Here is a 26,339-nt window from a genome sequence, read left to right on the forward strand (position 1 = left end):
GAGACCAGCCTCAGTGTCCGTCTTCAACAAGCTCATGCGTGCAGGCGAAGGCAAGATCCTGCGCAAACTGCACCGCATCGCGGACCAGGTCAACTCCATCGAAGAGGACTTCGTCAACCTCTCCGACGCCGAGTTGCGGGCGCTCACCGATGAGTACAAGCAGCGGTACGCCGACGGTGAGAGCCTCGACGACCTGCTCCCCGAGGCCTTCGCGACCGTCCGCGAGGCCGCCAAGCGCGTCCTCGGCCAGCGTCACTACGACGTGCAGCTGATGGGCGGCGCCGCCCTCCACCTCGGCTACGTGGCCGAGATGAAGACCGGTGAGGGCAAGACCCTCGTCGGCACGCTCCCCGCGTACCTGAACGCGCTGTCCGGCAAGGGCGTGCACCTCATCACGGTGAACGACTACCTGGCCGAGCGCGACTCCGAGATGATGGGCCGCGTCCACAAGTTCCTGGGCCTGCAGGTCGGCTGCATCCTGGCCAACATGACGCCGGCCCAGCGTCGCCAGCAGTACGCCTGCGACATCACGTACGGCACGAACAACGAGTTCGGCTTCGACTACCTGCGCGACAACATGGCGTGGTCCAAGGACGAGCTCGTCCAGCGCGGCCACAACTTCGCCTGTGTCGACGAGGTCGACTCCATCCTGGTCGACGAGGCCCGTACGCCGCTGATCATCTCCGGCCCGGCCGACCAGGCCACCAAGTGGTACGGCGACTTCGCCAAGCTGGTCACCCGCCTCTCCCGCGGCGAGGCCGGCAACCCGCTCAAGGGCATCGAGGAGACCGGCGACTACGAGGTCGACGAGAAGAAGCGGACCGTCGGCATCCACGAGTCCGGCGTCGCCAAGGTCGAGGACTGGCTGGGCATCGACAACCTCTACGAGTCGGTGAACACCCCGCTCGTCGGGTACCTGAACAACGCCATCAAGGCCAAGGAACTGTTCAAGAAGGACAAGGACTACGTCGTCATGGACGGCGAAGTCATGATCGTCGACGAGCACACCGGCCGTATCCTCGCCGGCCGCCGCTACAACGAGGGCATGCACCAGGCGATCGAGGCGAAGGAAGGGGTGGACATCAAGGACGAGAACCAGACGCTCGCCACGATCACCCTGCAGAACTTCTTCCGCCTCTACGACAAGCTCTCCGGCATGACCGGTACGGCCATGACCGAGGCCGCCGAGTTCCACCAGATCTACAAGCTGGGCGTCGTCCCGATCCCGACGAACAGGCCGATGATCCGCAAGGACCAGTCGGACCTGATCTACCGGACCGAGGTCGCCAAGTTCGCCGCCGTCGTCGACGACATCGCGGAGAAGCACGAGAAGGGCCAGCCGATCCTCGTCGGTACGACGTCGGTCGAGAAGTCCGAGTACCTCTCGCAGCAGCTCTCCAAGCGCGGCATCCAGCACGAGGTGCTCAACGCCAAGCAGCACGACCGTGAGGCGACGATCGTCGCCCAGGCCGGCCGCAAGGGCGCCGTCACCGTCGCCACGAACATGGCCGGCCGAGGCACCGACATCAAGCTCGGCGGCAACCCGGACGACCTCGCCGAGGCGGAGCTGCGCCAGGCCGGCCTGGACCCGGTCGAGCACGTCGAGGAGTGGGCCGCGGCCCTCCCCGGCGCCCTGGAGCGCGCGGAGAAGGCCGTGAAGGCGGAGTTCGAAGAGGTCAAGGAGCTCGGCGGGCTGTACGTGCTCGGCACCGAGCGCCACGAGTCGCGCCGGATCGACAACCAGCTGCGCGGCCGTTCCGGCCGTCAGGGCGACCCGGGCGAGTCCCGCTTCTACCTCTCCCTCGGCGACGACCTGATGCGCCTGTTCAAGGCCCAGATGGTCGAGCGCGTCATGGCCATGGCCAACGTGCCGGACGACGTGCCGATCGAGAACAAGATGGTCACGCGCGCCATCGCCTCCGCGCAGTCCCAGGTCGAGACCCAGAACTTCGAGACGCGTAAGAACGTCCTGAAGTACGACGAGGTCCTCAACCGCCAGCGTGAGGTCATCTACGGCGAGCGCCGCCGCGTCCTGGAGGGCGAGGACCTGCATGAGCAGATCCAGCACTTCATGGACGACACGATCGACGACTACATCCGCCAGGAGACCGCCGAGGGCTTCGCGGAGGAGTGGGACCTCGACCGGCTCTGGAACGCGTTCAAGCAGCTCTACCCGGTGAAGGCGACCGTGGAGGAGCTGGAGGACGCGGCCGGCGACCGCGCGGGCATCACGGCCGAGTTCATCGCCGAGTCCGTCAAGGACGACATCCACGAGCAGTACGACGCCCGGGAGAAGTCGCTCGGCTCGGACATCATGCGTGAGCTGGAGCGCCGCGTGGTGCTCTCCGTGCTCGACCGCAAGTGGCGCGAGCACCTCTACGAGATGGACTACCTCCAGGAGGGCATCGGCCTGCGCGCGATGGCGCAGAAGGACCCTCTGGTCGAGTACCAGCGCGAGGGCTTCGACATGTTCACCGCGATGATGGAGGGCATCAAGGAGGAGTCCGTCGGCTACCTGTTCAACCTGGAGGTCCAGGTCGAGCAGCAGGTCGAGGAGGTCCCGGTACAGGACGCGGCTCCCTCCCTCACCAAGGACGCGGTGCCGGCTCCGGCCGGACGCCCGGAGATCCGCGCCAAGGGCCTGGAGGCCCCGCAGCGGCCGGACCGGCTGCACTACACCGCGCCCAAGGTGGACGGTGACGGCAGCGTCGTCGAGGGCGACTTCGTCAGCGAGGACGCCGCGGCCGGCGGTGACGGGCTGACGCGCGCGGAGCGTCGCAAGGCGCAGAAGAGCAGCGGCGGGCGTCGCCGCAAGAAGTAACCCCCCGGGGGAGGAGGGGCCGGACACCTGGTGAGGTGGCCGGCCCCTTCGTCATGGCCGGGGCGCTCATCGGCGGGTCGGCCGGAGCTGGGCGGGCACGCGCGTGTGGAGGCCGTCAAGCTCGACGGCGGCGCAGCGCCAGCGGCGGTCGGCGCCGAGTTCGAGGCGGAAGGCCATGGCGCGTACGCCCCGGTCCGTGGCGACGCTGGCGAACGCCTCCAGGGCGTCCTGAGCGGGCTGGGCCCGGCAGCTGCGGAGTACGGGGCGGATGCCGGGACCTCCGAAGGGGGTGGTGGGGGCGAGCTGGACCAGCTGCTCGTACGCCTCTCCCACGGTCTGGCCCAGCATCCAGTGCACGGGCCGCTGACCGCTCAGGACGAGCAGCAGGCGCTCGGCGAAGTGGGCGTGGGTCGGGAGCACGCGCGGAGCCGTACGGGCGGGTGGGGATGCCGTCCCGGGGCGGGAGCCGGCGGCGCCGCGGGGGCGGGTTCCGGCGGGGCCGCGGGGGGCCGAGCGGGGGCGGGGGGTCCGGGGGCGGGTCGTGGCCATGGCCGTGGCTTCGGGCGTGCGCGTCGTCGTGGTTTCGGGCGTGCGCGTCGTCGTGGCTCCGGGCGTACGCGTCGTCGTGGTGGCGATGTCCATGAGTGGTCCCCGATCCCTCGCGTCCGGTGCTCTACCGGGCGGTAACTTCTGCTGGGGATCTTGTACGGGGGCGGCTCGCGGCCTCGCAAGGCGGCGGGGGCGTCCGCGCGGCCGTCCGGCGGATTCACCTATCAGAGTGAGGGAGCGGCTCTCCGGGTCTTCCGGAGCGGGGTGCGGGGATGCCTCGGGTGGACCGACGAGACGGCCTCCTGGGGACCCCGAAGGGGGACTCCGCACGTATCCTGAGGGCGTTTCCGACTACGAAAGCGGCCAGCCATGCGCGTGTACGTCCCCCTGACCCTCCCCGGTCTCGCACAGGCGCACAAGGCGGGCGAACTGGGCCCCGGCCCGCTGACCGCCTACGCGGTGACCCCCGCGCTGCGCGAGTGGTACGTCTCCGACGACATCGAGGAGCTCGAGTACGCGGCGCTGAGCCGGGCCGCGGCCGCGTCGCTGCGGCAGCTCGCCGGGGACCCGTCGGCCGCGCGCCGCCGGATCGTCGTCGCCGTCGACGTGCCGGACAAGGACGCGGTCGTGGACCCGGACCGAGGGCTGGACGCGAGCTCGCTGGGCGAGGTCCGCGTCGCCGGAGCCGTACCGCTGGCCAAGGCGGCCGCCGTGCACGCCGACGCGGACGACGCGGAGGCGGACGTCTCGGCGGCGGCGGACGCGCTGGGCGCGGCGGACCAGGGCGACGACGACGCGCAGTTCACGGTGGACGGGGCCGAGGACCACGAGCTGCTCTGGTTCGGGGTCCAGGAGATCCCGGGTCTGCTGGGCTGAGACCGGAAGCCGGGGGGCCGCGGGGCCGGAGGCTGCTGGTCGGGGGCCCGGGGGCCGGGGCTGCGGGCTCGCTGCTGGCCGGGGCCCGAGCCGAGGGCTCTGTCGGTGCGGACCGGTACCGTCTTGGCATGGGGAAGCACGGGAAGCACCTGGTCTGGGACTGGAACGGCACGCTGCTCGACGACATCGAGGCGGTCATCGGCGCGACGAACGCGGCCTTCGCCGAGCTGGGGCTCGAACCGATCACGCTGGCGCGGTACCGGGACCTTTACACCGTTCCCGTGCCGAAGTTCTACGAACGGCTGATGGGGCGGCTGCCCACGGACGCCGAGTGGGTGCTGATGGACGGTGCCTTCCACCGGCACTACTGGCAGCGGGCCGAGGCGTGCGTGCTGACGGCCGGGGCGGCGGAGCTGCTGGCCGCGCGGCAGGAGTCCGGGTTCACGCAGTCGCTGCTCTCGCTGGCGCCGCATGCTGAGCTGGTCCCGCTCGTGCGGAGGCACGGGATCGAGACGCGGTTCGTACGGGTGGACGGGCGGATCGGCTCGTCCACGGAGGGGAAGTCGGCGCACATGGTGCGGCACCTGGCGGCGCTCACGGGCGTTCCGCCGGAGCGGGTCGTCGTCATCGGTGACGCGGCCGACGACGCGCGGGCGGCGGCGCACGTGGGGGCGCGGGCGGTCCTGTACACCGGGGGGTCGCACAGCCGGGCGTCGCTGGAGGCGGCGGGGGTGCCGGTGGTGGACTCGCTGGCGGAGGCGGTCGCGGTGGCGGAGGAGCTTGTGTAGGGGCGCGTGCGGGTGCGGGTGCGGGTGCGGGTGCGGGTGCGGGTGCGCGTGCGGGCCGGTGGGGGTGCGGGCCGGTGGGGGTGCGCCCGGCCTTCGGCCGGGCTGATTGCTCCCACCCGCACCACCCGTACCACTGAGACGTCGGCTGCGGGTCTCCCTGTGGGTGGTCGACCGTCGTCGGCGGCTGCGGGGCGGTGGGAGGCCGCGCCGGCCCGTACCGCTGAGGGGCCGGCTGCGGGGCTCCCCTGTTGCGGGGCGCGTCGGGGGTCAGGTCGTCTCGCGGAGGACCTTCAGGAACTCTCGCATCCAGGCCGGGTGGTCCGGCCAGGCTCGGGAGGAGATCAGGGTGCCGTCCACCACCGCCTCCGTGTCCTGGAACGTGGCGCCCGCCGCCTGCATGTCCAGTTCGAGCGCGGGGTAGGACGTGACCCTGCGGCCCTCCAGGCCGCCGATCGCCGCCGTCAGGAGCGGGCCGTGGCAGATCTGGGCCACCGGCTTGTCCGCGTCGAAGAAGGACTTCAGGATCTTGCGGAGCTCCGGGTCGTTGCGGAGGTACTCCGGCGCCCGGCCGCCCGGGATCACCACGGCCACGTAGTCGCCCGGGTCCACCTCCGAGAACGCCAGGTCCGCGGGCCAGCTGTACCCCGGCTTCTCGGTGTACGTGTCGTAACCCGGCTCGAAGTCGTGCACCACGAACCGCAGCTGCTTGCGCGCCGGGGCCGCGATATGGACCTCGTACCCCTCCTCGAGGAGCCGCTGGTAGGGGTACATGACCTCCAGCGACTCCGCCGCGTCCCCGGTCACGATCAAGATCTTTGCCATGGCGACTCCCGGATCTCGGATCTCGGCTCCCTGCCACAGGACACTGTGTCGCTGTCCATAACGTCAAACTTCCACCCCCTCTTTTGTACACATACGGACCATGACGATCGGGGGGGCGGGAGCGATAGGCTTTTCCCGTGATCAGCGCGATACGCCGAGGGGGCAGCGAAGCCCCCGGCCATCGCCCGGAGCGCCACGGCGTCCGGGCGGACATGGCGTTCGCCGATTCTCCCGTCCTGGGCACGGCGCCAGAAATGGCCGATAACGGCTCGGACATCTCTCATCGCGGCATAACGTCGACTCCGACCGGTAACACCGCGTCGTGGCGTTGTGTCCTTTCTTCCACCGACGTCACGCAACGGCGCGCGACAGGAGCCAGAGGACATGCAGACCAAGCTGGACGAAGCCAAGGCCGAGCTGCTCGCACGGGCCGCCCGGGTAGCTGAGACCGGCCCGGTCGGGGGGCAACTTCCGACGGGGCCCGAGGACGGCAAGCGCCCGGACGGGGACACCGTGCTCGACTACCTCCAGCGCTACTACCTGCACACCGCGCCCGAGGACCTCACCGACCGCGACCCGGTGGACGTCTTCGGCGCCGCTCTCTCGCACTACCGGCTCGCGGAGACCCGCCCCCAGGGCACCGCGAACGTCCGCGTCCACACCCCGACGGTCGAGGAGAACGGCTGGACCTGCAGCCACTCCGTCGTCGAGGTCGTCACCGACGACATGCCCTTCCTCGTCGACTCCGTGACGAACGAGCTGTCCCGCCAGGGCCGGGGCATCCACGTCGTGATCCACCCGCAGGTCCTCGTCCGCCGTGACCTGACCGGCAAGCTCATCGAGGTCCTGACCACCGAGCCCAGGGGCGATCTCCCCCACGACGCGCTCGTCGAGTCCTGGATCCACGTCGAGATCGACCGCGAGACCGACCGCGCCGACCTCAAGCAGATCACCACCGACCTGCTCCGCGTCCTGAACGACGTCCGCGAGACCGTCGAGGACTGGGAGAAGATGCGCGACGCCGCGCTGCGCATCGCCGAGGAGCTCCCCGGCGAGCCCACCGCCGACGACCTGCGTCCCACCGAGGTCGAGGAGGCCCGCGAGCTGCTGCGCTGGCTCGCCGCCGACCACTTCACCTTCCTCGGCTACCGCGAGTACGAGCTGGTCAACGGGGACGCGCTGGCCGCCGTCCCGGGCACCGGCCTCGGCGTCCTGCGCTCCGACCCGCAGCACGGTGGCGACGAGGTGCACCACGCCCCCGTCTCGTCCTCCTTCAGCCGGCTGCCCGCCGACGCCCGCGCCAAGGCGCGCGAGCACAAGCTGCTGATCCTCACCAAGGCCAACAGCCGCTCCACCGTGCACCGCCCCTCGTACCTCGACTACGTGGGCGTGAAGAAGTTCGACGCCGACGGCAACGTGGTGGGCGAGCGCCGCTTCCTCGGCCTGTTCTCCTCGGCCGCGTACACCGAGTCCGTCCGTCGGGTTCCGGTCATCAGCCGCAAGGTCCAGGAGGTCCTGGACGGCGCCGGCTTCTCGCCGAACAGCCACGACGGCCGCGACCTGCTCCAGATCCTGGAGACGTACCCCCGCGACGAGCTCTTCCAGACGCCGCCCGACGAGCTGCGCGAGATCGTCACCAGCGTCCTGTACCTGCAGGAACGGCGCCGGCTGCGGCTCTACCTGCGCCAGGAGGAGTACGGCCGGTTCTACTCGGCCCTCGTCTACCTGCCGCGCGACCGCTTCAACACGACGGTCCGCGAGCGGCTGACGGACATCCTCAAGGAAGAGCTCCAGGGCACCAGCGTCGACTTCACGCTGATGAGCACCGAGTCGGTGCTCACCCGGCTGCACTTCGTCGTCCGTGTCGCCCCCGGCTCGGAGCTGACGCAGCTCACCGACGCCGACCGGGAGCGCGTCGAGGCGCGGCTCGTCGAGGCCGCCCGCTCCTGGGCCGACGGCTTCGCCGAGGCGCTCAACGCCGAGACCGGCGAGGAGCGCGCCGCCGAGCTGCTGCGCAAGTACGGCAACGCCTTCCCCGAGGGCTACAAGGCCGACCACTCGCCGCGCGCCGCCGTGGCCGACCTGGTCCACCTGGAGCAGCTGCGCCACTCCGGCAAGGAGTTCGCGCTCTCGCTGTACGAGCCCGTCGGCGCCCGTCCCGGCGAGCGGCGATTCAAGATCTACAAGTCCGGCGACCAGATCTCCCTCTCCGCCGTGCTGCCGGTGCTCAACCGGCTCGGTGTCGAGGTCATCGACGAGCGTCCGTACGAGCTGCGCTGCTCCGACCGTACGCACGCCTGGGTCTACGACTTCGGTATGCGCATGCCCGCCCCGACCGCCAACGGCGCCTCGTTCAGCGACGACGCCCGTGAGCGGTTCCAGGAGGCGTTCGCCGCGACCTGGACCGGAGACGCCGAGAACGACGGCTTCAACTCACTGGTCCTGAGCGCCGGGCTGACCTGGCGCCAGGCCATGGTGCTGCGCGCCTACGCGAAGTACCTGCGCCAGGCGGGCGCGACGTTCAGCCAGGACTACATGGAGGACACCCTCCGTAACAACGTCCACACCACCAGGCTGCTCGTCTCGCTCTTCGAGGCCCGGATGGCGCCGGAGCGCCAGCGCGCCGGCGTCGAGCTGATCGACGCCCTCCTGGAGGAGCTGGACGCCGCCCTCGACCAGGTCGCGAGCCTGGACGAGGACCGCATCCTGCGCTCCTTCCTCACCGTCATCAAGGCGACCCTGCGGACCAACTTCTTCCAGAACAACGAGGACGGCGGGCCGCACTCGTACGTCTCGATGAAGTTCGACCCGCAGGCCATCCCCGATCTCCCCGCGCCCCGTCCGGCGTACGAGATCTGGGTGTACTCCCCGCGTGTCGAGGGCGTGCACCTGCGGTTCGGCAAGGTCGCCCGAGGCGGCCTGCGCTGGTCCGACCGCCGTGAGGACTTCCGTACCGAGATCCTCGGCCTGGTCAAGGCGCAGATGGTGAAGAACACCGTCATCGTGCCCGTCGGCGCCAAGGGCGGCTTCGTCGCCAAGCAGCTCCCGGACCCGTCCGTGGACCGCGACGCCTGGCTGGCCGAGGGCATCGCCAGCTACCGGACCTTCATCTCGGCGCTGCTCGACATCACCGACAACCTGGTCGCGGGCGAGGTCGTCCCGCCGACCGACGTCGTCCGCCACGACGAGGACGACACCTACCTCGTCGTCGCCGCCGACAAGGGCACCGCGACCTTCTCCGACATCGCCAACGAGGTCGCCGTCTCCTACGGCTTCTGGCTCGGCGACGCCTTCGCCTCCGGCGGCTCGGCGGGCTACGACCACAAGGGCATGGGCATCACCGCCCGCGGCGCCTGGGAGTCCGTCAAGCGCCACTTCCGCGAGCTGGGCCACGACACCCAGACCGAGGACTTCACCGTCGTCGGGGTCGGCGACATGTCCGGCGACGTCTTCGGCAACGGCATGCTGCTCTCCGAGCACATCCGCCTCGTCGCGGCCTTCGACCACCGCCACATCTTCATCGACCCGACCCCGGACGCGGCCGTCTCGTACGCCGAGCGGCGCCGTCTCTTCGAGCTGCCCCGCAGCTCCTGGGCCGACTACAACACCGAGCTCCTCTCCGCGGGCGGCGGCATCCACCCCCGTACCGCGAAGTCGATCCCGGTCAACGCGCAGATGCGCGCGGCCCTCGGCATCGAGGCCGGCGTCACCAAGCTGACCCCGGCCGAGCTGATGCAGGCGATCCTCCACTCGCCCGTCGACCTGTTGTGGAACGGCGGCATCGGTACGTACGTCAAGGCGTCCACCGAGTCGAACGCGGACGTCGGCGACAAGGCGAACGACGCCATCCGCGTCAACGGCGAGGCTCTGCGGGTCAAGGTCGTCGGCGAGGGCGGCAACCTGGGTCTGACCCAGCTCGGCCGTATCGAGTTCGCCCGCAAGGGCGGCCCGGACGGCGAGGGCGGCAAGGTCAACACCGACGCGATCGACAACAGCGCCGGTGTGGACACCTCCGACCACGAGGTCAACATCAAGATCCTGCTCAACGGGCTCGTCACCGACGGCGACATGACCGTGAAGCAGCGCAACAAGATCCTCGCCGAGATGACCGACGAGGTCGGCGCGCTCGTCCTGCGCAACAACTACGCGCAGAACGTCGCCCTGGCCAACGCGGTCGCCCAGTCGCCGTCGCTGCTCCACGCCCACCAGCGCTTCATGCGCCGCCTGGGCCGTGACGGCGCCCTGGACCGCTCGCTCGAGTTCCTGCCCAACGACCGGCAGATCCGCGAGCTGCTCAACAACGGCAGGGGACTGAGCCAGCCGGAGATCGCGGTCCTCCTCGCGTACACCAAGATCACGGTGGCCGACGAGCTGATCGGCACCGAGCTGCCGGACGACCCGTACCTGTGCGGACTGCTCCACGCGTACTTCCCGACGCAGCTGCGCGAGAAGTTCATGGAGGCGGTGGACAGCCACCCGCTGCGCCGCGAGATCATCACCACGGTCCTGGTCAACGACACCGTCAACACCGGTGGTTCGACCTTCCTGCACCGTCTCCGCGAGGAGACCGGCGCGTCGATCGAGGAGATCGTCCGCGCGCAGACCGCCGCCCGCGCCATCTTCCGGCTGGGCGAGGTCTGGGACGCCGTCGAGGCCCTCGACAACCGGGTGCCGGCCGAGATCCAGACCCAGATGCGGCTGCACTCGCGCCGACTGGTCGAGCGCGGTACGCGCTGGCTGCTCGGCAACCGGCCGCAGCCGCTCCAGCTCGCCGAGACGATCGAGTTCTTCGCCGAGCGCGTGGAGGAGGTCTGGGGCGAGCTGCCGCAGCTGCTGCGCGGCGCGGACCTGGAGTGGTACCAGTCGATCCTGGAGGAGCTGACCTCCATGGGCGTGCCGGAGGAGCTCGCCCTGCGGGTCGCCGGCTTCTCCTCCGCCTTCCCGACGCTCGACATCGTCGCGATCGCGGACCGCACGGCCAAGGAGCCGATGGCGGTCGCCGAGGTCTACTACGACCTGGCCGACCGGCTGCGGATCACCCAGCTCATGGACCGCATCATCGAGCTGCCGCGCGCCGACCGGTGGCAGTCGATGGCCCGCGCCTCCATCCGCGAGGACCTGTTCGCCGCGCACGCCGCCCTCACGGCCGACGTGCTCGCGGCGGGCAACGGGACCTCGACGCCGGAGGAGCGGTTCAAGGCCTGGGAGGAGAAGAACGCGGCGATCCTGGGCCGCGCGCGCACCACGCTGGAGGAGATCCAGGGCTCGGAGACCTTCGACCTGGCGAACCTGTCGGTGGCGATGAGGACGATGCGCCAGCTGCTGCGCGCGCACAGCTAGCCGTCGTCGGTCGAACACGGGTGAAGGGCCCCGCCGGTCGTCCGGCGGGGCCCTTCGCTCATGAGTCGTGGGAGCGCGGCTGCGAGGTCGGGGGCGGTGCCGCCCGCGTCGTCGAGGCCCACAGCCGGCGCGCCGCCAGCAGGGCGCAGGCGAGCAGCAGCCCGTTGCGCACCACCATGACGGCGACGCCCGGGAAGGATCCGGCGACCACGTCGTCGTAGAGGACCGGGTACGCGAGCGAGCTCAGCGCGGCCGCGGGCAGGAGCAGCAGGGCGACGGGCCGCATGACGGTCCGGCGCGAGGTCAGGCAGACGGCGGCGAGGCCGAGCAGCCAGATCAGGTACTGCGGGCTGATCACCCGGCTCGTGACGGTGAAGAGCAGGACGGCGGCGAGCGCCGCGTCCAGCGGGGTCGCCTCCGTCCAGGTGCGTGCCCGCAGCCGCCAGACCAGCAGCCAGACGAAGGCGAGGACGGTCAGGAGCAGTGCGACCCGGCCCAGGGTGGAGACGTACGGGCCCACGTACTCGAAGGCGCCGTACCGGTACTGCGCCCGGCCCGGCCAGACGCCGGCCGACTGCGCGAGCGCGAGAGCGGTACCGCCCACCGACTCGATCTGGACGCCCCGGCTGCCCTGCTGGCGCAGGAAGCCGAGCGAGTCCGAGAAGAAGAGCGCGAGGGTCGCGAGGAGCACGGCGGCCGTGGCGGCGGCGGAGGTCCAGGCGTCGCGGGTGGTACGGCCCCGGGGCGTGCCGATCAGGGTGAGCGCCGGCCACACCTTGACGAGTGCGCCGAGTCCGGCGAGGACACCGCCGAGCACCCCGCCGAAGCGGGGGACGGCCGGCGTGCGGGAGGTCAGCGCGAGCAGGGCGAGGACGGCGAGGGCGGTGACCTGGACGTCGTACCGGGCCAGCGGGATGTGCAGGAGCAGCGGGAGTCCGCAGACCCAGATCCAGACGCCGTGGGTGACGCGGCGGCTGTCGGCGCGGGCGAGGGCGAGCGTGACGGCGGCGTCGGCGAGGAGCGTGAGGGCGACGAAGGCCTGGAAGTAGGTGAGCCAGGGCAGCAGGCCCGGGGACATGATCACCAGGCCGGCGCCGGGCGGATACTGCCAGGTCACGTCGTTCACGGGGAAGGTTCCGTGGCCGAACTGCCGGAACCAGTGGTGGTAGAGGACGTACACCTCGCGGCCGACCCCGCCGACGCCCAGGGCGTCGCGCGCCAGGAGCAGCAGCATGCCGGCGCGGGTGAGGGTCCAGACGACGGTGAGGGCGAGGGCGGGACCGCGGCCGACGTTGACGAAGCTGGCCGAGGTGAAGGTGTCCGAGTCGAAGGGGGAGCCGGTGAGGGAGGGGGGTGGCGGGGCGCAGGTGGCCTTGACGCCCGTGCCGGAGCTCCGTCCGGCCTCCGGGTCGGAGTTCAGCCCGGAGGCCGGGGCGGCGTCCGGGTCGGGCGGGGGCGGCGGGGTGCGGTCGCGATGCGTCGTCATCGAACCGCACTCTATTGCTGTCTGGGTGGATTTCAGATCTTTTGTCAGCCCTTCTTGGTGAACGCCTCGTACGCCGCCACCACCTCCTTCGCCGGACCGTCCATCCGCAGCGTGCCCGCCTCCAGCCACAGCGCTCGGTCGCAGGTCTGGGTGATGGTGGAGTTGGAGTGGGAGACCAGGAAGACGGTGCCCGCCTCGGCCCGCAGCTCGTCGATCCGCTCCTGGCTGCGGCGGCGGAACCGGGCGTCGCCCGTGGACAGCGCCTCGTCGATCAGCAGGACGTCGTGGCTCTTGGCCGCCGCGATGGAGAAGCGGAGCCGGGCGCCCATGCCGGAGGAGTACGTCCGCATCGGCAGCGAGATGAAGTCGCCCTTGTCGTTGATCCCGGAGAAGTCGACGATGCCGTCGTAGCGTTCGTCGACCTCCGCACGCGTCATGCCCATCGCGAGCCCGCCCAGGATCACGTTCCGCTCGCCGGTCAGGTCGTTCATCAGGGCCGCGTTCACCCCGAGGAGGGAGGGCTGGCCGCGGGTGTAGATCGTGCCGCGGTCGACCGGCAGCAGGCCCGCGACGGCCTTGAGGAGGGTGGACTTCCCCGAGCCGTTCGAACCGATCAGGCCGATCGCCTCGCCTCGGTACGCGGCGAAGCTGACGCCCTTCACCGCGTGGACCGTGCGGGCGCCGGGGGCGGTGCGGCGGGTGAGGATCCGGTTGAGCGCGGAGGTGGCGCTGCCTTTGCCGGTACGGGCGCCGTTGACGGTGTACATGATGTGGACGTCGTCGGCGACGACGGTGGGGATGCGCTCGGACGGCGCAGGCGCCGGGCCCGGGGCCGGGGTGGGGGCCGCCGCCGGTGTCGGGGCCTGGCTCGGGGGCGGGGTCGTCGTCAGGGTCTGTTCAGCCACGGCCGTACGTCTCCTCTGCCTTCCAGAAGTAGATGAACCCGCCCACGAAGGCCACCAGCGCCCAGCCGGCGCCGAGCGCCCAGATGTGCGGTGGCAGACGGTCGGCGGTGAAGCTCTCGATCAGCGCGAACCGCATCAGGTCGATGTAGACGCTCGCCGGGTTGCACTGCAGGACCGTGATCGCCAGGTCGGGGATCCGGCCGCTCCGCGCCAGATGGTCGAGGGACCACATGACCCCGGAGGCGTACATCCAGGTGCGCAGCAGGAACGGCATCAGCTGCGCGAGATCCGGTGTGCGGGCGGCGAGCCGGGCCATGACGAGCGCGACCCCGGCGTTGAAGAGCGCCTGGAGGAAGAGCGCGGGCACGGCGAGCAGCCAGCTCGCGCGGGGGAACTCGCCGAAGCAGAACAGGATCCCGACGAGCGCGCCGAGCGAGAGTACGAGCTGCTGGAGCTGTTGCAGCGCCAGGGCCAGCGGGAGGCTCGCGCGGGGGAAGTGCAGGGCCCGGACGAGTCCGAGGTTCCCGCTGATCGCCCGGGTGCCGGTCATGATCGACTGGGAGGTGAAGGTCCAGACGAAGACGCCGGTGATCAGGAACGGCACGTAGTCGGGGATGCCCTCCTGGACGTTCATCAGGATGCCGAAGATCAGGTAGTAGACCGCCGCGTTGAGCAGCGGGGTCATCACCTGCCAGAGCTGGCCGAGCTTCGCGTGGCTGTACTGGGCCGTCAGCCGGGCGGTCGCGAACGCGGAGATGAAGGCGCGGCGCGACCAGAGCTGTCCGACGTACGCGCGGAGTGGCGGGCGGGCGCCGCTGACGGACAGACCGTGGCGCTGGGCGAGCGCGCGCAGGTCCTCCGGAACCTGGGAGTCGGGTTTCGTGAGCGTCTCGGTGGTCACGAGGTCGCTTTCGACGAGGGGGCGGGGCAGGCTGACGACGGAACGGGTCCGTATCGTCGCTACGGCGAGAGTAGGACGTTCGGACGTCGCAACGCAACCGTTTCGTCGTGACGTGCAGGCGTGCGGTTGGTTAGGATCCGCCTATGACGACACGCCCCGGATCCCCCCGCCGCGCCCCCGCGGGAGCCGCCGTGCTCCGGGAGGACGTGACCGAGGCCATCCGCGCCGCCGTCTTCGAGGAGCTGGCCGCCGTCGGCTTCGCCCGTATGTCCATCGAGGGCATCGCGCGGCGCGCGGGCGTCGGCAAGACCGCCGTCTACCGCCGCTGGAAGTCGAAGCTCTCGCTCGTCCTCGACCTCCTCGGCGCGTTCGCCACGCAGGGGCTGCCGGCGCCGTCGACCGGTTCGCTGTACGGGGACGTGCGCGCGCTCCTGGAGGTCGGCTCGCACGCCCTGCGTCACCCCGTGGCCTCCCAGGTCATCCCGGACCTGCTGGTGGAGGCCGCCAGGCAGCCGGAGATCGCCGACGCGATCAAGGCCGCCCTGCTCGACGGCCAGCAGGGCGTCGTCGCGCAGATCGTCCGCGAGGCCGTGTCACGCGGCGAACTGCCGGACGGCACGGACCCGGAGCGCGCCCTCGACCTGATCGTCGGGCCGCTCTACTGGCGGCTCGTGGTGGTGCGCGGCGAGCTGCCGAAGGGATACGTCGACGACCTCGCGCGCTCGGCGGTGGCGGCGCTCGCGGTGTAGGGGCGGCTCCTGGGCGCGCACGTAGGGCCGGCTCCTGGGCTCGCGGCGTGGGAGCGGCTCCTGGGCCCGCGGCGTGGGAGCGGCTCCTGGGCTCGCGGTGTGGGAGCGGCTCCTGGGCTCGCGGCACAGCGACCGCTGCTCGACCGCCGGGCTACTTGACCGCCCCCGCCATCACCCCCGAGACGAACTGCCGCTGGAAGGCGAAGAAGACCGCCAGCGGGATCACCATCGACAGGAACGCGCCCGGTGCGAGCACGTCGATGTTGTTGCCGAACTGCCGGACCTGCTGCTGCAGCGCCACCGTGATCGGCGGCGATTCGGAGTCCGCGAAGATCAGCGCGATCAGCATGTCGTTCCAGACCCACAGGAACTGGAAGATGCCGAGCGAGGCGATCGCCGGCCCTCCGAGCGGCAGGACCACCCGCGTGAAGAGCCGGATCTCGCCCGCCCCGTCGAGCCGTGCCGCTTCGAGCAGCTCCTTCGGGATCTCGGCGAAGAAGTTCCGCAGCAGGAAGATCGCGAAGGGCAGTCCGAACGCCGTGTGGAAGAGGACGACCCCGAGCGTCGTCTCGAAGATGCCGATGGTGCCGAAGAGCTTCGACACGGGTACGAGGGCGACCTGCACCGGCACCACGAGCAGCCCGACGACCACCAGGAACCACCAGTCGCGGCCGGGGAAGTCCAGCCAGGCGAAGGCGTATCCGGCGAGCGAGCCGATGACGAGGACCAGGAGCGTGGCAGGGACGGTGATCTGGATCGTGGAGACGAGGGACCGGGTGATGGTCTCGTTGGAGAGAAGGGCCGAGTAGTTCTCGACGGTCAGCTGGGCAGGGGAGGCGAAGACCTGCCACCAGCCGCTCTCGCTGATGTCGGTGGGGCTGCGGAGCGAGGAGAGCAGCAGTCCGACCGTCGGCGTCAGCCAGAAGAGGCCGACGAGGACGAGGAAGATCCGCATCGCGCCGCCCGCCGCCCGCGCGGCCAGCCGGGCGCCGAGCGGGGCCGCCGGGCGCGTCGCGGGCGGGGTGCCCGGAGGGCCCCCGCCCCGGGCGGCGGCGGCCGACCGAGCCCCGCCCCGGGCCCTGCCCCGAGCCCCGCCCCGAGCCTCGGCCCGGATCCCGTCCCGGACTCCGCCCCGAGCTTCGCCCTCAGCCCCGCCCTCGGCGGCGTCCGGGGCCTTGCCGTTCTCGTTCGTCGCCGTCACCTGCGGGCCTCCCTTCGCATCCGGCGGATGTTGAACGCCATCACCGGGATCACCAGAAGGAGCAGCAGGACGGCGATCGCGGAGCCGATCCCGAGATCCGCGTCCGTGCCGAAGGACGAGCGGTACAGCTGGAGCGCCAGCACGTTCGCGTCGTCCTGCGCCGAGCCCGGCGCGATGATGAAGACCAGGTCGAAGATCTTCAGCACGTTGATCATCAGGGTGACGAGGACGACGGCGAGGACCGGCGCGAGGAGCGGGACGGTGATGCGGCGGAAGACCTGCCACTCGTTCGCCCCGTCGACGCGCGCCGCCTCCATCAGCTCCCGTGGCACGCTCGCCAGCCCGGCCGCGATCAGGACCATCGCGAACCCGGCCCACATCCACACGTAGCTGCCGATGACCGCCGGGGTCACGAGCGAAGGTCCCAGCCACTCCACGCCGTTGTACTGCTCGCGGAAGTTGCTCGCGGGCAGCCGCAGGAGGGCGCCGTCCGCGGAGGCGGGGAGCGTGAACGAGCCGTCGGCCGCCGCCCGTGTCGTGGCCACCACGGTCCCGTCCTTCACCGCCTCGATCCGCAGCCCCCTGAGGCCGACCTCCGTCGGGTCCACGGCGTTCGGCTTCCCGCCCCCGCCCTTGGTGAAGTCCAGCCACGCGATCCCCGTGATCCCGCCTTCCCGCGACGGCGGCGGCTCGTGCGCCGGGCGGGCGTCCTCCGGCATCTGCGCCGGCGCGACCCCGATCAGCGGGAGCCGCGCGGGCTCTCCCGCGCGGACCGGGCTCTCGGTGACGTACGCTCCGCCGCCCGCCGCCTTCAGCGGGTGGACCGGCAGCGGGCGGGCCCGCGGGAAGCCGGAGGACTCGGCGAAGGTGTCGTGGACGCCGACCCAGACGGCGTTGGCGACACCACGGTCGGGATCCTGCTCGTACACCAGCCGGAAGATGATCCCGGCGGCCAGCATCGAGATCGCCATGGGCATGAAGACGAGCAGCTTGAACGCCGTGCCCCAGCGGACCCGTTCGGTGAGCACCGCGAAGATCAGCCCGAGGGCGGTCGCCACGGCCGGGGCGACGACCGCCCAGATCGCGTTGTTCCGGACGGCCGTGAGGATGGTGTCGTCGGTGAAGAGGGCGATGTAGTTGTCGAGTCCGGCGAAGGAGTTGCCGGACGTGTCGAAGAACGAACGCTGGACGGAGTACCCGATGGGGTAGACGACGAGCGCGCCGAGCAGGACCAGCGCGGGGAGGAGGAACCCCGCCGCGACGGTCCTGCGCGTGCCCGTGACCGTGGGGGCCGTGGAGGCCCCGGGCGCCTTGGCAGCCCTGGACGCGGACGTCACGGCGTCAGTTCTTGTACGCCTTGGCCGCGTCGGCCTCCAGGCGCGCCTGGGTCCCCGCGATGTCCTTCGGGTTCTTCAGGAAGTCCTGCAGCGCCTTCCACTCACCCTTGCCGGGCGTGCCGCCGAACGACTGCGGCATCTGGTCCGACATGTCGAAGCGGAAGTCGTCCCCGGACTCCAGGAGCGCCTTGGCGATCTCGCGCTGGACGTCGTTCGGGTACGCGGCCGGGTCCATGTTCTTGTTCGGCGAGAGGAAGCCGCCCGCGCCCGCCCAGATCGTGGCCGCGTCGGGGGAGGCGAGGAAGGTCAGCAGGGCCTGGGCGCCCTTGGTGTCCTTCAGGGCCACCGCCGCGTCGCCGCCGGTGACGACCGGCGACGACGGGCCGACGGCCGGGAAGGGGAAGACCTTCGCGTCCGTACCGATCTTCGCGCTGGTCTGCGCGATGTTGACGGCCGAGAAGTCGCCCTCGAAGACCATCGCGCCCTTGGGCTGGTCGCCGCCGGTGAAGGTCTGGGTGACGGAGGCGGGGAACTCCGTCTGCAGCGCGCCGGACGCGCCGCCCGCGATCAGCTCGGGCTTGCCGAACAGCTCGGCGAGGGTGGTGAGCGCCTGGGTGACGGACGCGTCGGTCCACTTGATCTCGTGCTTGGCGAGCTGGTCGTACTTGGCCGGGCCCGCCTGGGAGAGGTAGACGTTCTCGAACCAGTCGGTGAGCGTCCAGCCGTCCGCGCCGCCGACGGAGACCGGCGTGACACCGGAGGCCGAGATCGTCTCCGCGGTGGTCAGGAACTCCTTCCAGGTCTTGGGCTCGGTGGCACCCGCGTTCTCGAAGGCGGCGTTGTTGTACCAGACCAGGGACTTGTTGGCGGCCTTGAAGTACACGCCGTACTGCGTGCCGTCGACGGCGCCGAGGTCCCGCCAGCCCTTGGAGTAGTTCGCGGCGAGCTGCGCCTGGGCGTCGGGGCCGACCGGCTTCAGCCACTTCTGTGCGGCGGCCTGCTGGATCGCGCCGACCTGGGGGAGCATCGCGACGTCGGGCGGGGAGCCGCCGGCGATCTTCGTACCGAGGAAGTTCACGATCGGGTCCTGTGCGGGCACGAAGGTGACGGTGGCGCCGGTGCGCTTCTCGAACTCCTTCAGGACCTTGGTGAAGTTCTCCTGCTCCGGGCCCGTCCAGACGGCGGCGACCTCGATCTCCTCGCCCTTGAGGGAGGGCAGTCCTAACGAGCCGCTCGACGCGGCCGGCGGGCCGGGTTCCTTGGTTCCCTCCCCGGTGTCCTCGCCGCCGCCACAGCCGGCGAGCGCGAGTGCGAGGGTGAGCGCGGTGGCCGTGACGACGGCCGGTGCGGCCCTGCGTGTACGAAGAGTTGTACGCATTTCTGCCCCGTCTCTCCTGTGCGCGGTGCGTGTCCCGTGCGCTCAGGTCTACGCCGGGGGCACCGGCCCCGCAATACCGCCTTCCGTGGCAAGCGGGCGATCGTGATCGGCTCGTGACGTCCCGTCAGGAGCGGGTCGCGGGCGTCAGGGGGGAGATCGGGCCGGCTTCCAGGGAGCGTGCGGCACGGTCGAGAGCGCTGGCGAGGAGGGCCAGATCGGTCGGGCCGTTGCCGAGTTCGCGGACGGGTCTGCGCGTGGGCGGGTCGCCCATCCGCTCCCACTCCAGCGGCACGACGGTCGGGCGCAGGGTCGCCGTACGCGGGATGCGGCCGGTGACCCGGCCGGACTGGAACGGGGTGACGCGGCCGTCCGGATGACCGAGCCGTCCCCGGCCGGGCGCGGGATCGTCCGGACCCGGCGCGACGGGCGGTGCGTCGAGCACGATCCGCAGGCGACCGCCCGGGCCGTGGGCCAGCTCGGTGTCCGCCGTCCGGTCGGGGCGCGCGGAGGTCGCGACCAGGTGCACCCCGAGGCGCGCGCCCCCGCGCGCCACTGCTTCGAGTGCCCGTACGACGGACCCGGCGGCGGGCCGCCCCGGCGAGCCGAGCGCGGGTGCGACGAGCGCGTCGAAGTCGTCGACGAGCACGACGAGCCGGGGCAGCGCGGCGGCCGTCTCGTCATCCGCCCCCGGATCCTGCTCCCGCCCGGGGCGCGGGACGCGGTGGTCGGCGCCCAGGCGTGTCGTACGCCCGCTGGGGTGGTACGTGAGGTCGTCGGCGCCCGCGCCGGTGCGGGACGTCCGCCCGCTCGGCAGGTACGTGAGGTCGTCGGCGCCCGTGCGGGGCGTTCGCCCGCGGGGCCGGTCGCCGGGGGTGCCGTCGCCGGTGCGCGCGGTCCGGCCGCTGGAGCGGTGGGTGAGGTCCTCGGCGCCCGAGCCGGTGGTCCGCTCGACCGGGCTTCGGTCGGGGGCGGTCCTGTCCGGGGTGTCCGAGCCCGGGCGGTCGCCGACCAGGCCCTCGCCCGTGCGCAGGGTGCGGCCGCTGGGACGGTCGGCGAGGTCGGCGGCGCGGGCGTCGGAGGCCCGGGCGTCGGGGATGCGGGCCGCCGCGCGGGCGCCCTGGGGCATCGACTCCGCCGCGCTCGGGCCGCGCTGGCCGATCATGCGCGCCGCCGCCTGACGGTCGGCGAAGTGCCCGTCGCCCAGGATCTCCGCCCGGCGCTTCAGCTCCGCGCCCAGCGCCTGGGCGAACTCCCGCATCCGTACCGGGTCGGAGGCGACCAGGTGCTCCGTGACGTGCGGCAGCTCCGTGCACGCCGCGAGACCCTCGCCGCGCTCACCGCCCGCGCCGTCGACGAGGAGCAGCCCCAGCCGGTCCGGGCGGCCGCCGGCGGCGAGCGACGCCGCGATCGAGCGCAGCAGCTCCGTGCGCCCGCTGCCCGCGGGCCCCTCGATGAGCAGATGGGGGCCTTCCTCCGTGAGGTCGACCGAGACCGGTCCGCGCGGCCCGGCCCCCAGGACGGCCGTCCCGTCGCCCGCCGCCGCCCACCGCGCCAGCAGCGAGGCGGGCGTGGCCCGGGCGAGACCCAGCTCGTCGAGGAGCCGGGCGGAGCGCGGCAGCGCCGTCGCCGCCGCCCTTCCGTGGGTGGCGGGGGCGTCCGTGCGCAGGGGTGCGACGGCCCGCCCGAACCGCTCGGCCCAGGCGACCGACACCGCGTCCACCACGCCGACGGTCCCGTGACCCGCGGCCCGGCCCCCCGCCGTACGCAGCAGCCGCAGCGCCGTCGCCACGTCACCGCTCAGCAGGGCGACCGCCCCGCACTCGCGGAAGGCGAGGGAGGCCGCGCACGCGCTCTCGTACGTCGCCGCCACCGGAGAGACCGGCGACGCGGCCGGCGCCTCGGCCAGACAGATCAGGTGGATGCCGGCGGCCGCCCCCGCCCCGGCGAGCCGCGCGGTGGTCTCGCGCAGCGCCGCCGACCCGGGGTCGCCGTCCACGACCACGACCGTGACCGGTCCTTCGTACCGCGCGGCGGCCTCCGTGACCGCCGCGCGGTCCGCGCTCGGCCAGCCGGGTCCGAGCGGGCCGTCGTCGAGCCGCCGCGTGAGCTCCGCCGTACGGGCGTGGGCCTGGTCGCGGTCGTACGCGAGGAGCAGGCGGCAGTCCTGGCCGTGTGCCGGGCGCAGATGCGGGAGCCAGCCGAGCCAGCCCCAGGCCCGGCGCCGCTCCTCCAGGGAGCGGCTCCGGTCCGCGCTGATCAGCACGATCTCCAGATCGGCGGGGGAGTGCAGGGCGGCGAGCTGGGCGACCACGGAGCGCGCGAGGCCGGCCAGCCGGTCGCCGGGGCCCGCGAGCCCCAGGGAACCGGCCTCGCGCAGCCCTACGGTGACCGGCACCCCGGACAGCTCGGCGCGGTCGGTCGTGCCGAGGCGGACGACGAGGGCTTCGGGATGGTCCTGGCCGCGCTCCCAGAGCCGGGGGCCGGGGCCGAGGGCGGTGAGCAGCACGGCGGCCGGGTCGGGCCAGGTCTCGGGGCTCGGCGCGGGACCGGCGGCGCGCTCGGCACCGGACCCGGCACCGAACGCGGCTCCCGATCCGGACGCGGTGTCGACGTCCGGGCCGGGGCCGGCGCCCGGCACCGGCACGTCCTCCCTGGCACCGGCGAACCGGCGCGCCCACGCTCCTATGCCCCGCTTGCCCCGCGAGGGGGCGGCCTGGCGCGGGGTCTGCCGGGTCCTGCTGTGCGCCTCGACCTCCGAGCCCTCGCCGTCCGGCGACTCCTCGGCACGCGCGTGTGCGGGCAGGCCGCCGTGCGTCGCGTCGGCGGAGAGGGAGAAGGCGCCGCCGCCGAGAGCCGTGCCGGGGCCGGAACCGGTGCCCGGCCCCGTACCGCCGGCGCCCGGGTCCGTACGCGTCCCGTGGAGCGCGGGTCCTGACGCTGATCCTGATCCGGCGGCGGAGCCGGACGCGGTCTCCCGCCCGTCCGCGCTCCCCGTCCCGAGGTTCACCCGCAGGTGGCCCTCGCCGTCCGGGGTCGTCGGCAGGGAGTCCGTACCGGGGTCGCCCGGGCCCGTCAGGCGGAGGGCCGACTCGCCGAGGCGCAGCAGCGCGCCGGGCGCAAGCCGGACGGGGCGGTCGCCGACCGCCACGCCGTCCAGCGTCGTCCCGTTCGTGGAGCCGAGGTCCGCGACCGTGACCCGGCCGTCGTCCCCGACCGTGACCGTGCAGTGCACCCGGGAGACGTCCGGGTCGTCGAGCGGTACGTCGGCGTCCAGGGAGCGGCCGATCCCGACCGGGCCGCGGTGCAGCAGGTGCACACCGCCCGCGTCGGGCCCCGCGACCACGTGGAGCCGGGCCGAGGCGACCTCGTCCGGCCGGTCGTCCTCGCCGGGGACGTGGAGCGACAGCACCGCCCCGTCGACCAGCGGGGGCTCGCCGAGCGAACAGCGCCGTGCGTCGAGCCGCTCCCGGCCCGCGTAGAGCACGGTCGAACCGGAGAGGGAGGTGTCGGGCCCGGAGACGGCCGCGGCCAGCTGGGAGGCCACGGCGGCAAGCGCCGTCCCCGCCGGAGCGGTGACGAGCACGTCGCAGGCGCGCCCGGCGCCGTGGCCGGCGTGCGGCGCGAGGACGGTCAGCCGGATCTGCATCGCCGTCAGCGGTCCCTTCTGCGCGTGGTGCCCGGCAGGGGGACCGCCCGGTGCCTCCCCCCACCCGGCACGGACACGTCGTCCGGTACAGGTCGGCACGGCGCGGGGCTCCCGACCCTCGACGCGCGTGCTGTGTGCATCCTCGCACCTGCCGCCGACAACCCGCCCGCGGGTCGCCTCGAAGTGATCTTGAATGGTCGGCTGTGGACCTAAAAGTGCCTGGTTGAGTACGCCTTCCGATCTCCGCGGCAACCACCCGCGCGCCATGAGCGTCTTGTTTTCGGACAAGTCCGGCGCGGGAATCAGCCGTCTTGTGATCGACCCCCGACCCGTTCGGCGGCACTAAAGTGGGTCGGACACCCGGACGGGTCACAACTGACGACAGGGACCCCGGGACCCCCAGGACCACGATCAGCAGGGAGCGCGTGACGTGCGGCCAATCGGCAGCAAGTACCTGCTCGAGGAGCCGCTCGGACGCGGCGCCACGGGCACCGTCTGGCGAGCCCGCCAGAGGGAGGCCGCGGGCGCCGAGGCGGCCGTGCAGGGCCAGCCCGGCGAGACCGTGGCGATCAAGGTCCTCAAGGAGGAGCTGGCCAACGACGCGGACATCGTGATGCGCTTCCTGCGCGAGCGGTCCGTGCTGCTCCGGCTCACCCACCCCAACATCGTCCGCACCCGCGACCTGGTCGTCGAGGGCGATGTCCTGGCGCTGGTCATGGACCTCGTCGAGGGCCCGGACCTGCACCGCTACATCCGCGAGAACGGCCCGCTCACCCCGGTCGCCGCCGCGCTCCTCACGGCCCAGATCGCCGACGCGCTCGCCGCCAGCCATGCGGACGGCGTCGTCCACCGGGACCTCAAGCCCGCCAACGTGCTGCTCGCCGAGCAGGGTGGCCAGATGCACCCGATGCTGACCGACTTCGGCATCGCGCGCCTCGCCGACTCCCCGGGCCTGACCCGTACCCACGAGTTCGTCGGCACGCCCGCGTACGTCGCGCCGGAGTCCGCCGAGGGCCGTCCGCAGACCTCCGCCGTGGACATCTACGGCGCGGGCATCCTGCTCTACGAGCTGGTCACCGGCCGTCCCCCGTTCGCCGGCGGCACGGCCCTCGAAGTGCTGCACCGCCACCTCAGCGAGGAGCCGCGGCGCCCCTCGACGGTCCCGGGCCCGCTCTGGACGGTCATAGAGCGCTGCCTGAGCAAGGACCCCGAGCGGCGCCCCAGCGCCCAGAACCTGGCCCGCGGACTGCGTGCGGTCGCGGCGGGCATCGGCGTGCACGCCACACCCGCGCAGATCGAGGCCGCCGACGGTGTCGGCGCGCTGCTCGCCCCCGATCCGGCGCCCGCGCCGGTCCCGGAGGCGCCGGGCGCCGCGGATCCGACCCAGGTGCTGCCCAGCGGCGCGGGCTCCCACTTCGACCCCGCCGCGCCGACCAGCGTCATGCCGACGAGCGGACCGCCCGGCGGCATGAACGGCGGCGCCGACCCGACCGCCGTGATGCCTCCCGTACCGCCGCAGCCGCCGCAGGGCGCCCCGGGCGAGGAGCAGCCGCATCCCTGGCAGAACCAGCTGCGCGCGGCCCGCGACCGCAACGAGCAGACGCAGGTCCAGTACCTGGACCCGAGCGAGGACCCGCTGCGCCGCCGTCCCCAGCGCCAGCCGCAGCACCCGCAGCGACCGCAGGGGGCTCCGCAGCAGTACCAGCAGCCGCAGCAGCCCCGGTATCAGCAGCCGCCGCAGCAGCAGTACGCGCCCCAGCAGCCCCAGCAGCGGTACGCGCCGCAGCAGCAGGCCTACAACCCGCCGCAGCAGCGCCCGCAGGCCCCGCAGCCGCCCGCTCCCCGCGAGCCGAGGCCGCCGCGTCAGCGCGGCGCCAACCCCATGCGGATCCCCGGGCTCGGCTGTCTGAAGGGCTGTCTCTTCTCGGTCCTGCTCTTCGTGGTCGCGGGCTGGCTCATCTGGGAGCTGACCCCGCTCCAGAGCTGGATCGCCGAGGGGAAGGGCTACTGGGAGGCGCTCGGCGACGGGATCTCGTCCTTCACCGACTGGGTCTCGGAGCTCGCCGACTCGGGCTCCGGCTCCGGGAGTGGTACTACTACCGGCGGTACGGGGCAGTAGTACTGCCGATTTATCGACTTCCGAGGGGTGATTTCCCTTCGGAAGTGACGACCGGCGGCTGCGGACGCGTAACTTTGACGCGTCCGCCAGCCGCTGAGGGAGCAGTCTTGGCACGGAATATCGGCAGCCGCTACACGGCCCACCAGATCCTCGGTCGGGGCAGCGCCGGCACGGTGTGGCTCGGCGAGGGCCCCGAGGGCCCCGTCGCCATCAAGCTGCTGCGCGAGGACCTGGCCTCGGACCAGGAGCTCGTCGGCCGCTTCGTCCAGGAGCGCACCGCCCTCCTCGGCCTCGACCACCCCCGGGTGGTCTCCGTCCGCGACCTCGTCGTCGACGGCAACGACCTGGCGCTCGTCATGGACCTGGTCCGCGGCACGGACCTGCGCACCCGCCTCGACCGCGAGCGCAGGCTCGCCCCCGAGGCGGCCGTCGCGATCATCGCCGACGTCGCGGACGGACTCGCCGCCGCGCACGCCGCCGGAGTCGTCCACCGGGACGTCAAGCCGGAGAACATCCTGCTCGACATGGAGGGGCCGCTCGGCCCCGCCGGCGCCCACCCGGCGCTCCTCACCGACTTCGGGGTCGCCAAGCTCATCGACACCCCGGGCCGCACCAAGGCGACCCGGATCATCGGTACGCCGGACTACCTGGCCCCGGAGATCGTCGAGGGCCTGCCGCCGCGTGCCGCGGTCGACATCTACGCCCTCGCGACCGTCCTGTACGAGCTCCTGGCAGGCTTCACGCCCTTCGGCGGCGGCCACCCGGGCGCCGTGCTGCGCCGCCACGTCACCGAGACGGTCGTCCCGCTGCCGGGTATCCCCGAGGAGCTGTGGCAGCTGATCGTCCAGTGCCTGGCCAAGGCCCCGGCCTCCCGGCTGCGCGCCTCCGAGCTGGCCTCCCGGCTGCGCGAGTGCCTGCCGCTGCTGGCCGGACTGCCCCCGCTGGACGTGGACGAGCCCGACGACGCGGAGCAGCAGGCGCCGGAGCAGCGCGAGGAGGACCCGTACCCCACGGGGGCCGCGGGCGCCGCCCCGCGCCGGGCCGCCGTCCCCCTGGTCCCCGGCGCCACCCCCGACTCCAACCGGGACACCCACACCTCCATGCGCGTCCCCGCCCCCGACGAGCTCGCGGGCGGCCCCCTTGGCACCGCCCGGGCCCCGCGCTCGGCGAGCGCCCGGCGGCCCGGCTCGGCCCGCCACAAGGCCGGGACGGTCCGCAAGCGCCGGATCACCCTCTCGATCGCGGCGGTCGTCGTCGCGGGCGCGCTGGGCGTGGGCGGGTATTTGGCGGCCGCCGAGGACGGCGACGTACCGCCCCAGGACTCGAAGACGTCGACGGAGCCGTAGCGGCCCCCGCCGCCGCTTCCCGCCGCCCCGCCGCCGCTCCCCGCCGCTCGTCACGGACGACCGTCGGGCCCTGGC

At 72.6% G+C, this 26,339-nt stretch carries 16 protein-coding genes; 7 read left to right on the forward strand and 9 right to left on the reverse strand.

Translation table 11 applies throughout. The features are described 5' to 3' along the window. Window positions 1-13: 13 nt before the first annotated feature. Complete coding sequence (gene secA / locus ACZ3IJ_RS29305) at window positions 14-2,821, forward strand: preprotein translocase subunit SecA (RefSeq protein ID WP_467472978.1); 2,808 nt, start codon at window positions 14-16, stop codon at window positions 2,819-2,821. 66 nt (window positions 2,822-2,887) lie between these two features. Here the strand turns inward: secA and ACZ3IJ_RS29310 are convergent, their stop codons facing one another. Continuing rightward, window positions 2,888-3,370: an Rv3235 family protein gene (locus ACZ3IJ_RS29310; RefSeq protein WP_467473214.1), complete on the reverse strand. Its 483-nt coding sequence runs from the start codon at window positions 3,368-3,370 to the stop codon at window positions 2,888-2,890. 369 nt (window positions 3,371-3,739) lie between these two features. Here ACZ3IJ_RS29310 and ACZ3IJ_RS29315 point away from each other — a divergent pair, with 369 nt between their 5' ends. Together ACZ3IJ_RS29315 and ACZ3IJ_RS29320 are read left to right on the forward strand one after the other, a co-directional pair. Next, complete coding sequence (locus ACZ3IJ_RS29315; protein ID WP_391797064.1) at window positions 3,740-4,246, forward strand: DUF6912 family protein; 507 nt, start codon at window positions 3,740-3,742, stop codon at window positions 4,244-4,246. A 128-nt stretch (window positions 4,247-4,374) separates the two neighbouring features. Beyond that, window positions 4,375-5,034 carry an HAD family hydrolase gene (locus ACZ3IJ_RS29320; protein ID WP_467472981.1) on the forward strand — a complete coding sequence of 220 codons (660 nt, stop codon included), beginning with the start codon at window positions 4,375-4,377 and terminating at the stop codon, window positions 5,032-5,034. Between the two features lie 267 nt (window positions 5,035-5,301). On the opposite strand, the gene ACZ3IJ_RS29325 is transcribed toward ACZ3IJ_RS29320, so the two are convergent. After that, window positions 5,302-5,856 carry a DJ-1/PfpI family protein gene (locus tag ACZ3IJ_RS29325; protein WP_361768246.1) on the reverse strand — a complete coding sequence of 185 codons (555 nt, stop codon included), beginning with the start codon at window positions 5,854-5,856 and terminating at the stop codon, window positions 5,302-5,304. Window positions 5,857-6,240: 384 nt separating this feature from the next. Between ACZ3IJ_RS29325 and ACZ3IJ_RS29330 the strand changes: the two genes are divergently transcribed. Beyond that, window positions 6,241-11,196: an NAD-glutamate dehydrogenase gene (locus ACZ3IJ_RS29330; protein WP_467472983.1), complete on the forward strand. Its 4,956-nt coding sequence runs from the start codon at window positions 6,241-6,243 to the stop codon at window positions 11,194-11,196. 58 nt (window positions 11,197-11,254) lie between these two features. Here the strand turns inward: ACZ3IJ_RS29330 and ACZ3IJ_RS29335 are convergent, their stop codons facing one another. The 3 genes from ACZ3IJ_RS29335 to ACZ3IJ_RS29345 form a co-directional block, all read right to left on the reverse strand. Continuing rightward, window positions 11,255-12,682 carry a glycosyltransferase family 87 protein gene (locus ACZ3IJ_RS29335; protein WP_467472985.1) on the reverse strand — a complete coding sequence of 476 codons (1,428 nt, stop codon included), beginning with the start codon at window positions 12,680-12,682 and terminating at the stop codon, window positions 11,255-11,257. A 44-nt stretch (window positions 12,683-12,726) separates the two neighbouring features. Continuing rightward, window positions 12,727-13,449, reverse strand: a complete 723-nt coding sequence (locus ACZ3IJ_RS29340; protein ID WP_467473217.1) for an ABC transporter ATP-binding protein — start codon at window positions 13,447-13,449, stop codon at window positions 12,727-12,729. A gap of 130 nt (window positions 13,450-13,579) precedes the next feature. After that, complete coding sequence (locus ACZ3IJ_RS29345; protein ID WP_467472986.1) at window positions 13,580-14,488, reverse strand: ABC transporter permease; 909 nt, start codon at window positions 14,486-14,488, stop codon at window positions 13,580-13,582. Window positions 14,489-14,631: 143 nt separating this feature from the next. Here ACZ3IJ_RS29345 and ACZ3IJ_RS29350 point away from each other — a divergent pair, with 143 nt between their 5' ends. Beyond that, complete coding sequence (locus tag ACZ3IJ_RS29350; RefSeq protein WP_467472988.1) at window positions 14,632-15,237, forward strand: TetR/AcrR family transcriptional regulator; 606 nt, start codon at window positions 14,632-14,634, stop codon at window positions 15,235-15,237. A gap of 151 nt (window positions 15,238-15,388) precedes the next feature. On the opposite strand, the gene ACZ3IJ_RS29355 is transcribed toward ACZ3IJ_RS29350, so the two are convergent. From ACZ3IJ_RS29355 to ACZ3IJ_RS29370, 4 genes are all read right to left on the reverse strand, one after another. Further along, entirely contained in the window at window positions 15,389-16,192 is an 804-nt protein-coding gene (locus ACZ3IJ_RS29355; RefSeq protein WP_467473219.1) for a carbohydrate ABC transporter permease, read from the reverse strand. A 242-nt stretch (window positions 16,193-16,434) separates the two neighbouring features. Next, on the reverse strand, window positions 16,435-17,775 hold the full coding sequence (locus ACZ3IJ_RS29360) for a carbohydrate ABC transporter permease (RefSeq protein WP_467472991.1): 1,341 nt from the start codon (window positions 17,773-17,775) through the stop codon (window positions 16,435-16,437). 4 nt (window positions 17,776-17,779) lie between these two features. Beyond that, entirely contained in the window at window positions 17,780-19,153 is a 1,374-nt protein-coding gene (locus ACZ3IJ_RS29365) for an ABC transporter substrate-binding protein (protein WP_467472993.1), read from the reverse strand. Between the two features lie 124 nt (window positions 19,154-19,277). After that, window positions 19,278-22,799 (reverse strand): FHA domain-containing protein, encoded by a 3,522-nt coding sequence (locus ACZ3IJ_RS29370; protein ID WP_467472995.1) that lies wholly within the window; start codon window positions 22,797-22,799, stop codon window positions 19,278-19,280. Between the two features lie 430 nt (window positions 22,800-23,229). Between ACZ3IJ_RS29370 and ACZ3IJ_RS29375 the strand changes: the two genes are divergently transcribed. Together ACZ3IJ_RS29375 and ACZ3IJ_RS29380 are read left to right on the forward strand one after the other, a co-directional pair. Further along, window positions 23,230-24,918, forward strand: coding sequence for a serine/threonine-protein kinase (locus tag ACZ3IJ_RS29375; RefSeq protein ID WP_467472996.1), 1,689 nt, complete (start codon window positions 23,230-23,232; stop codon window positions 24,916-24,918). A gap of 107 nt (window positions 24,919-25,025) precedes the next feature. Beyond that, the gene (locus tag ACZ3IJ_RS29380) at window positions 25,026-26,264 is read left to right on the forward strand and encodes a serine/threonine-protein kinase (protein WP_391797073.1); all 1,239 of its coding nucleotides are present in this window, start codon (window positions 25,026-25,028) and stop codon (window positions 26,262-26,264) included. Window positions 26,265-26,339 lie beyond the last annotated feature (75 nt).

Source organism: Streptomyces sp. NPDC013317, assembly GCF_055563155.1.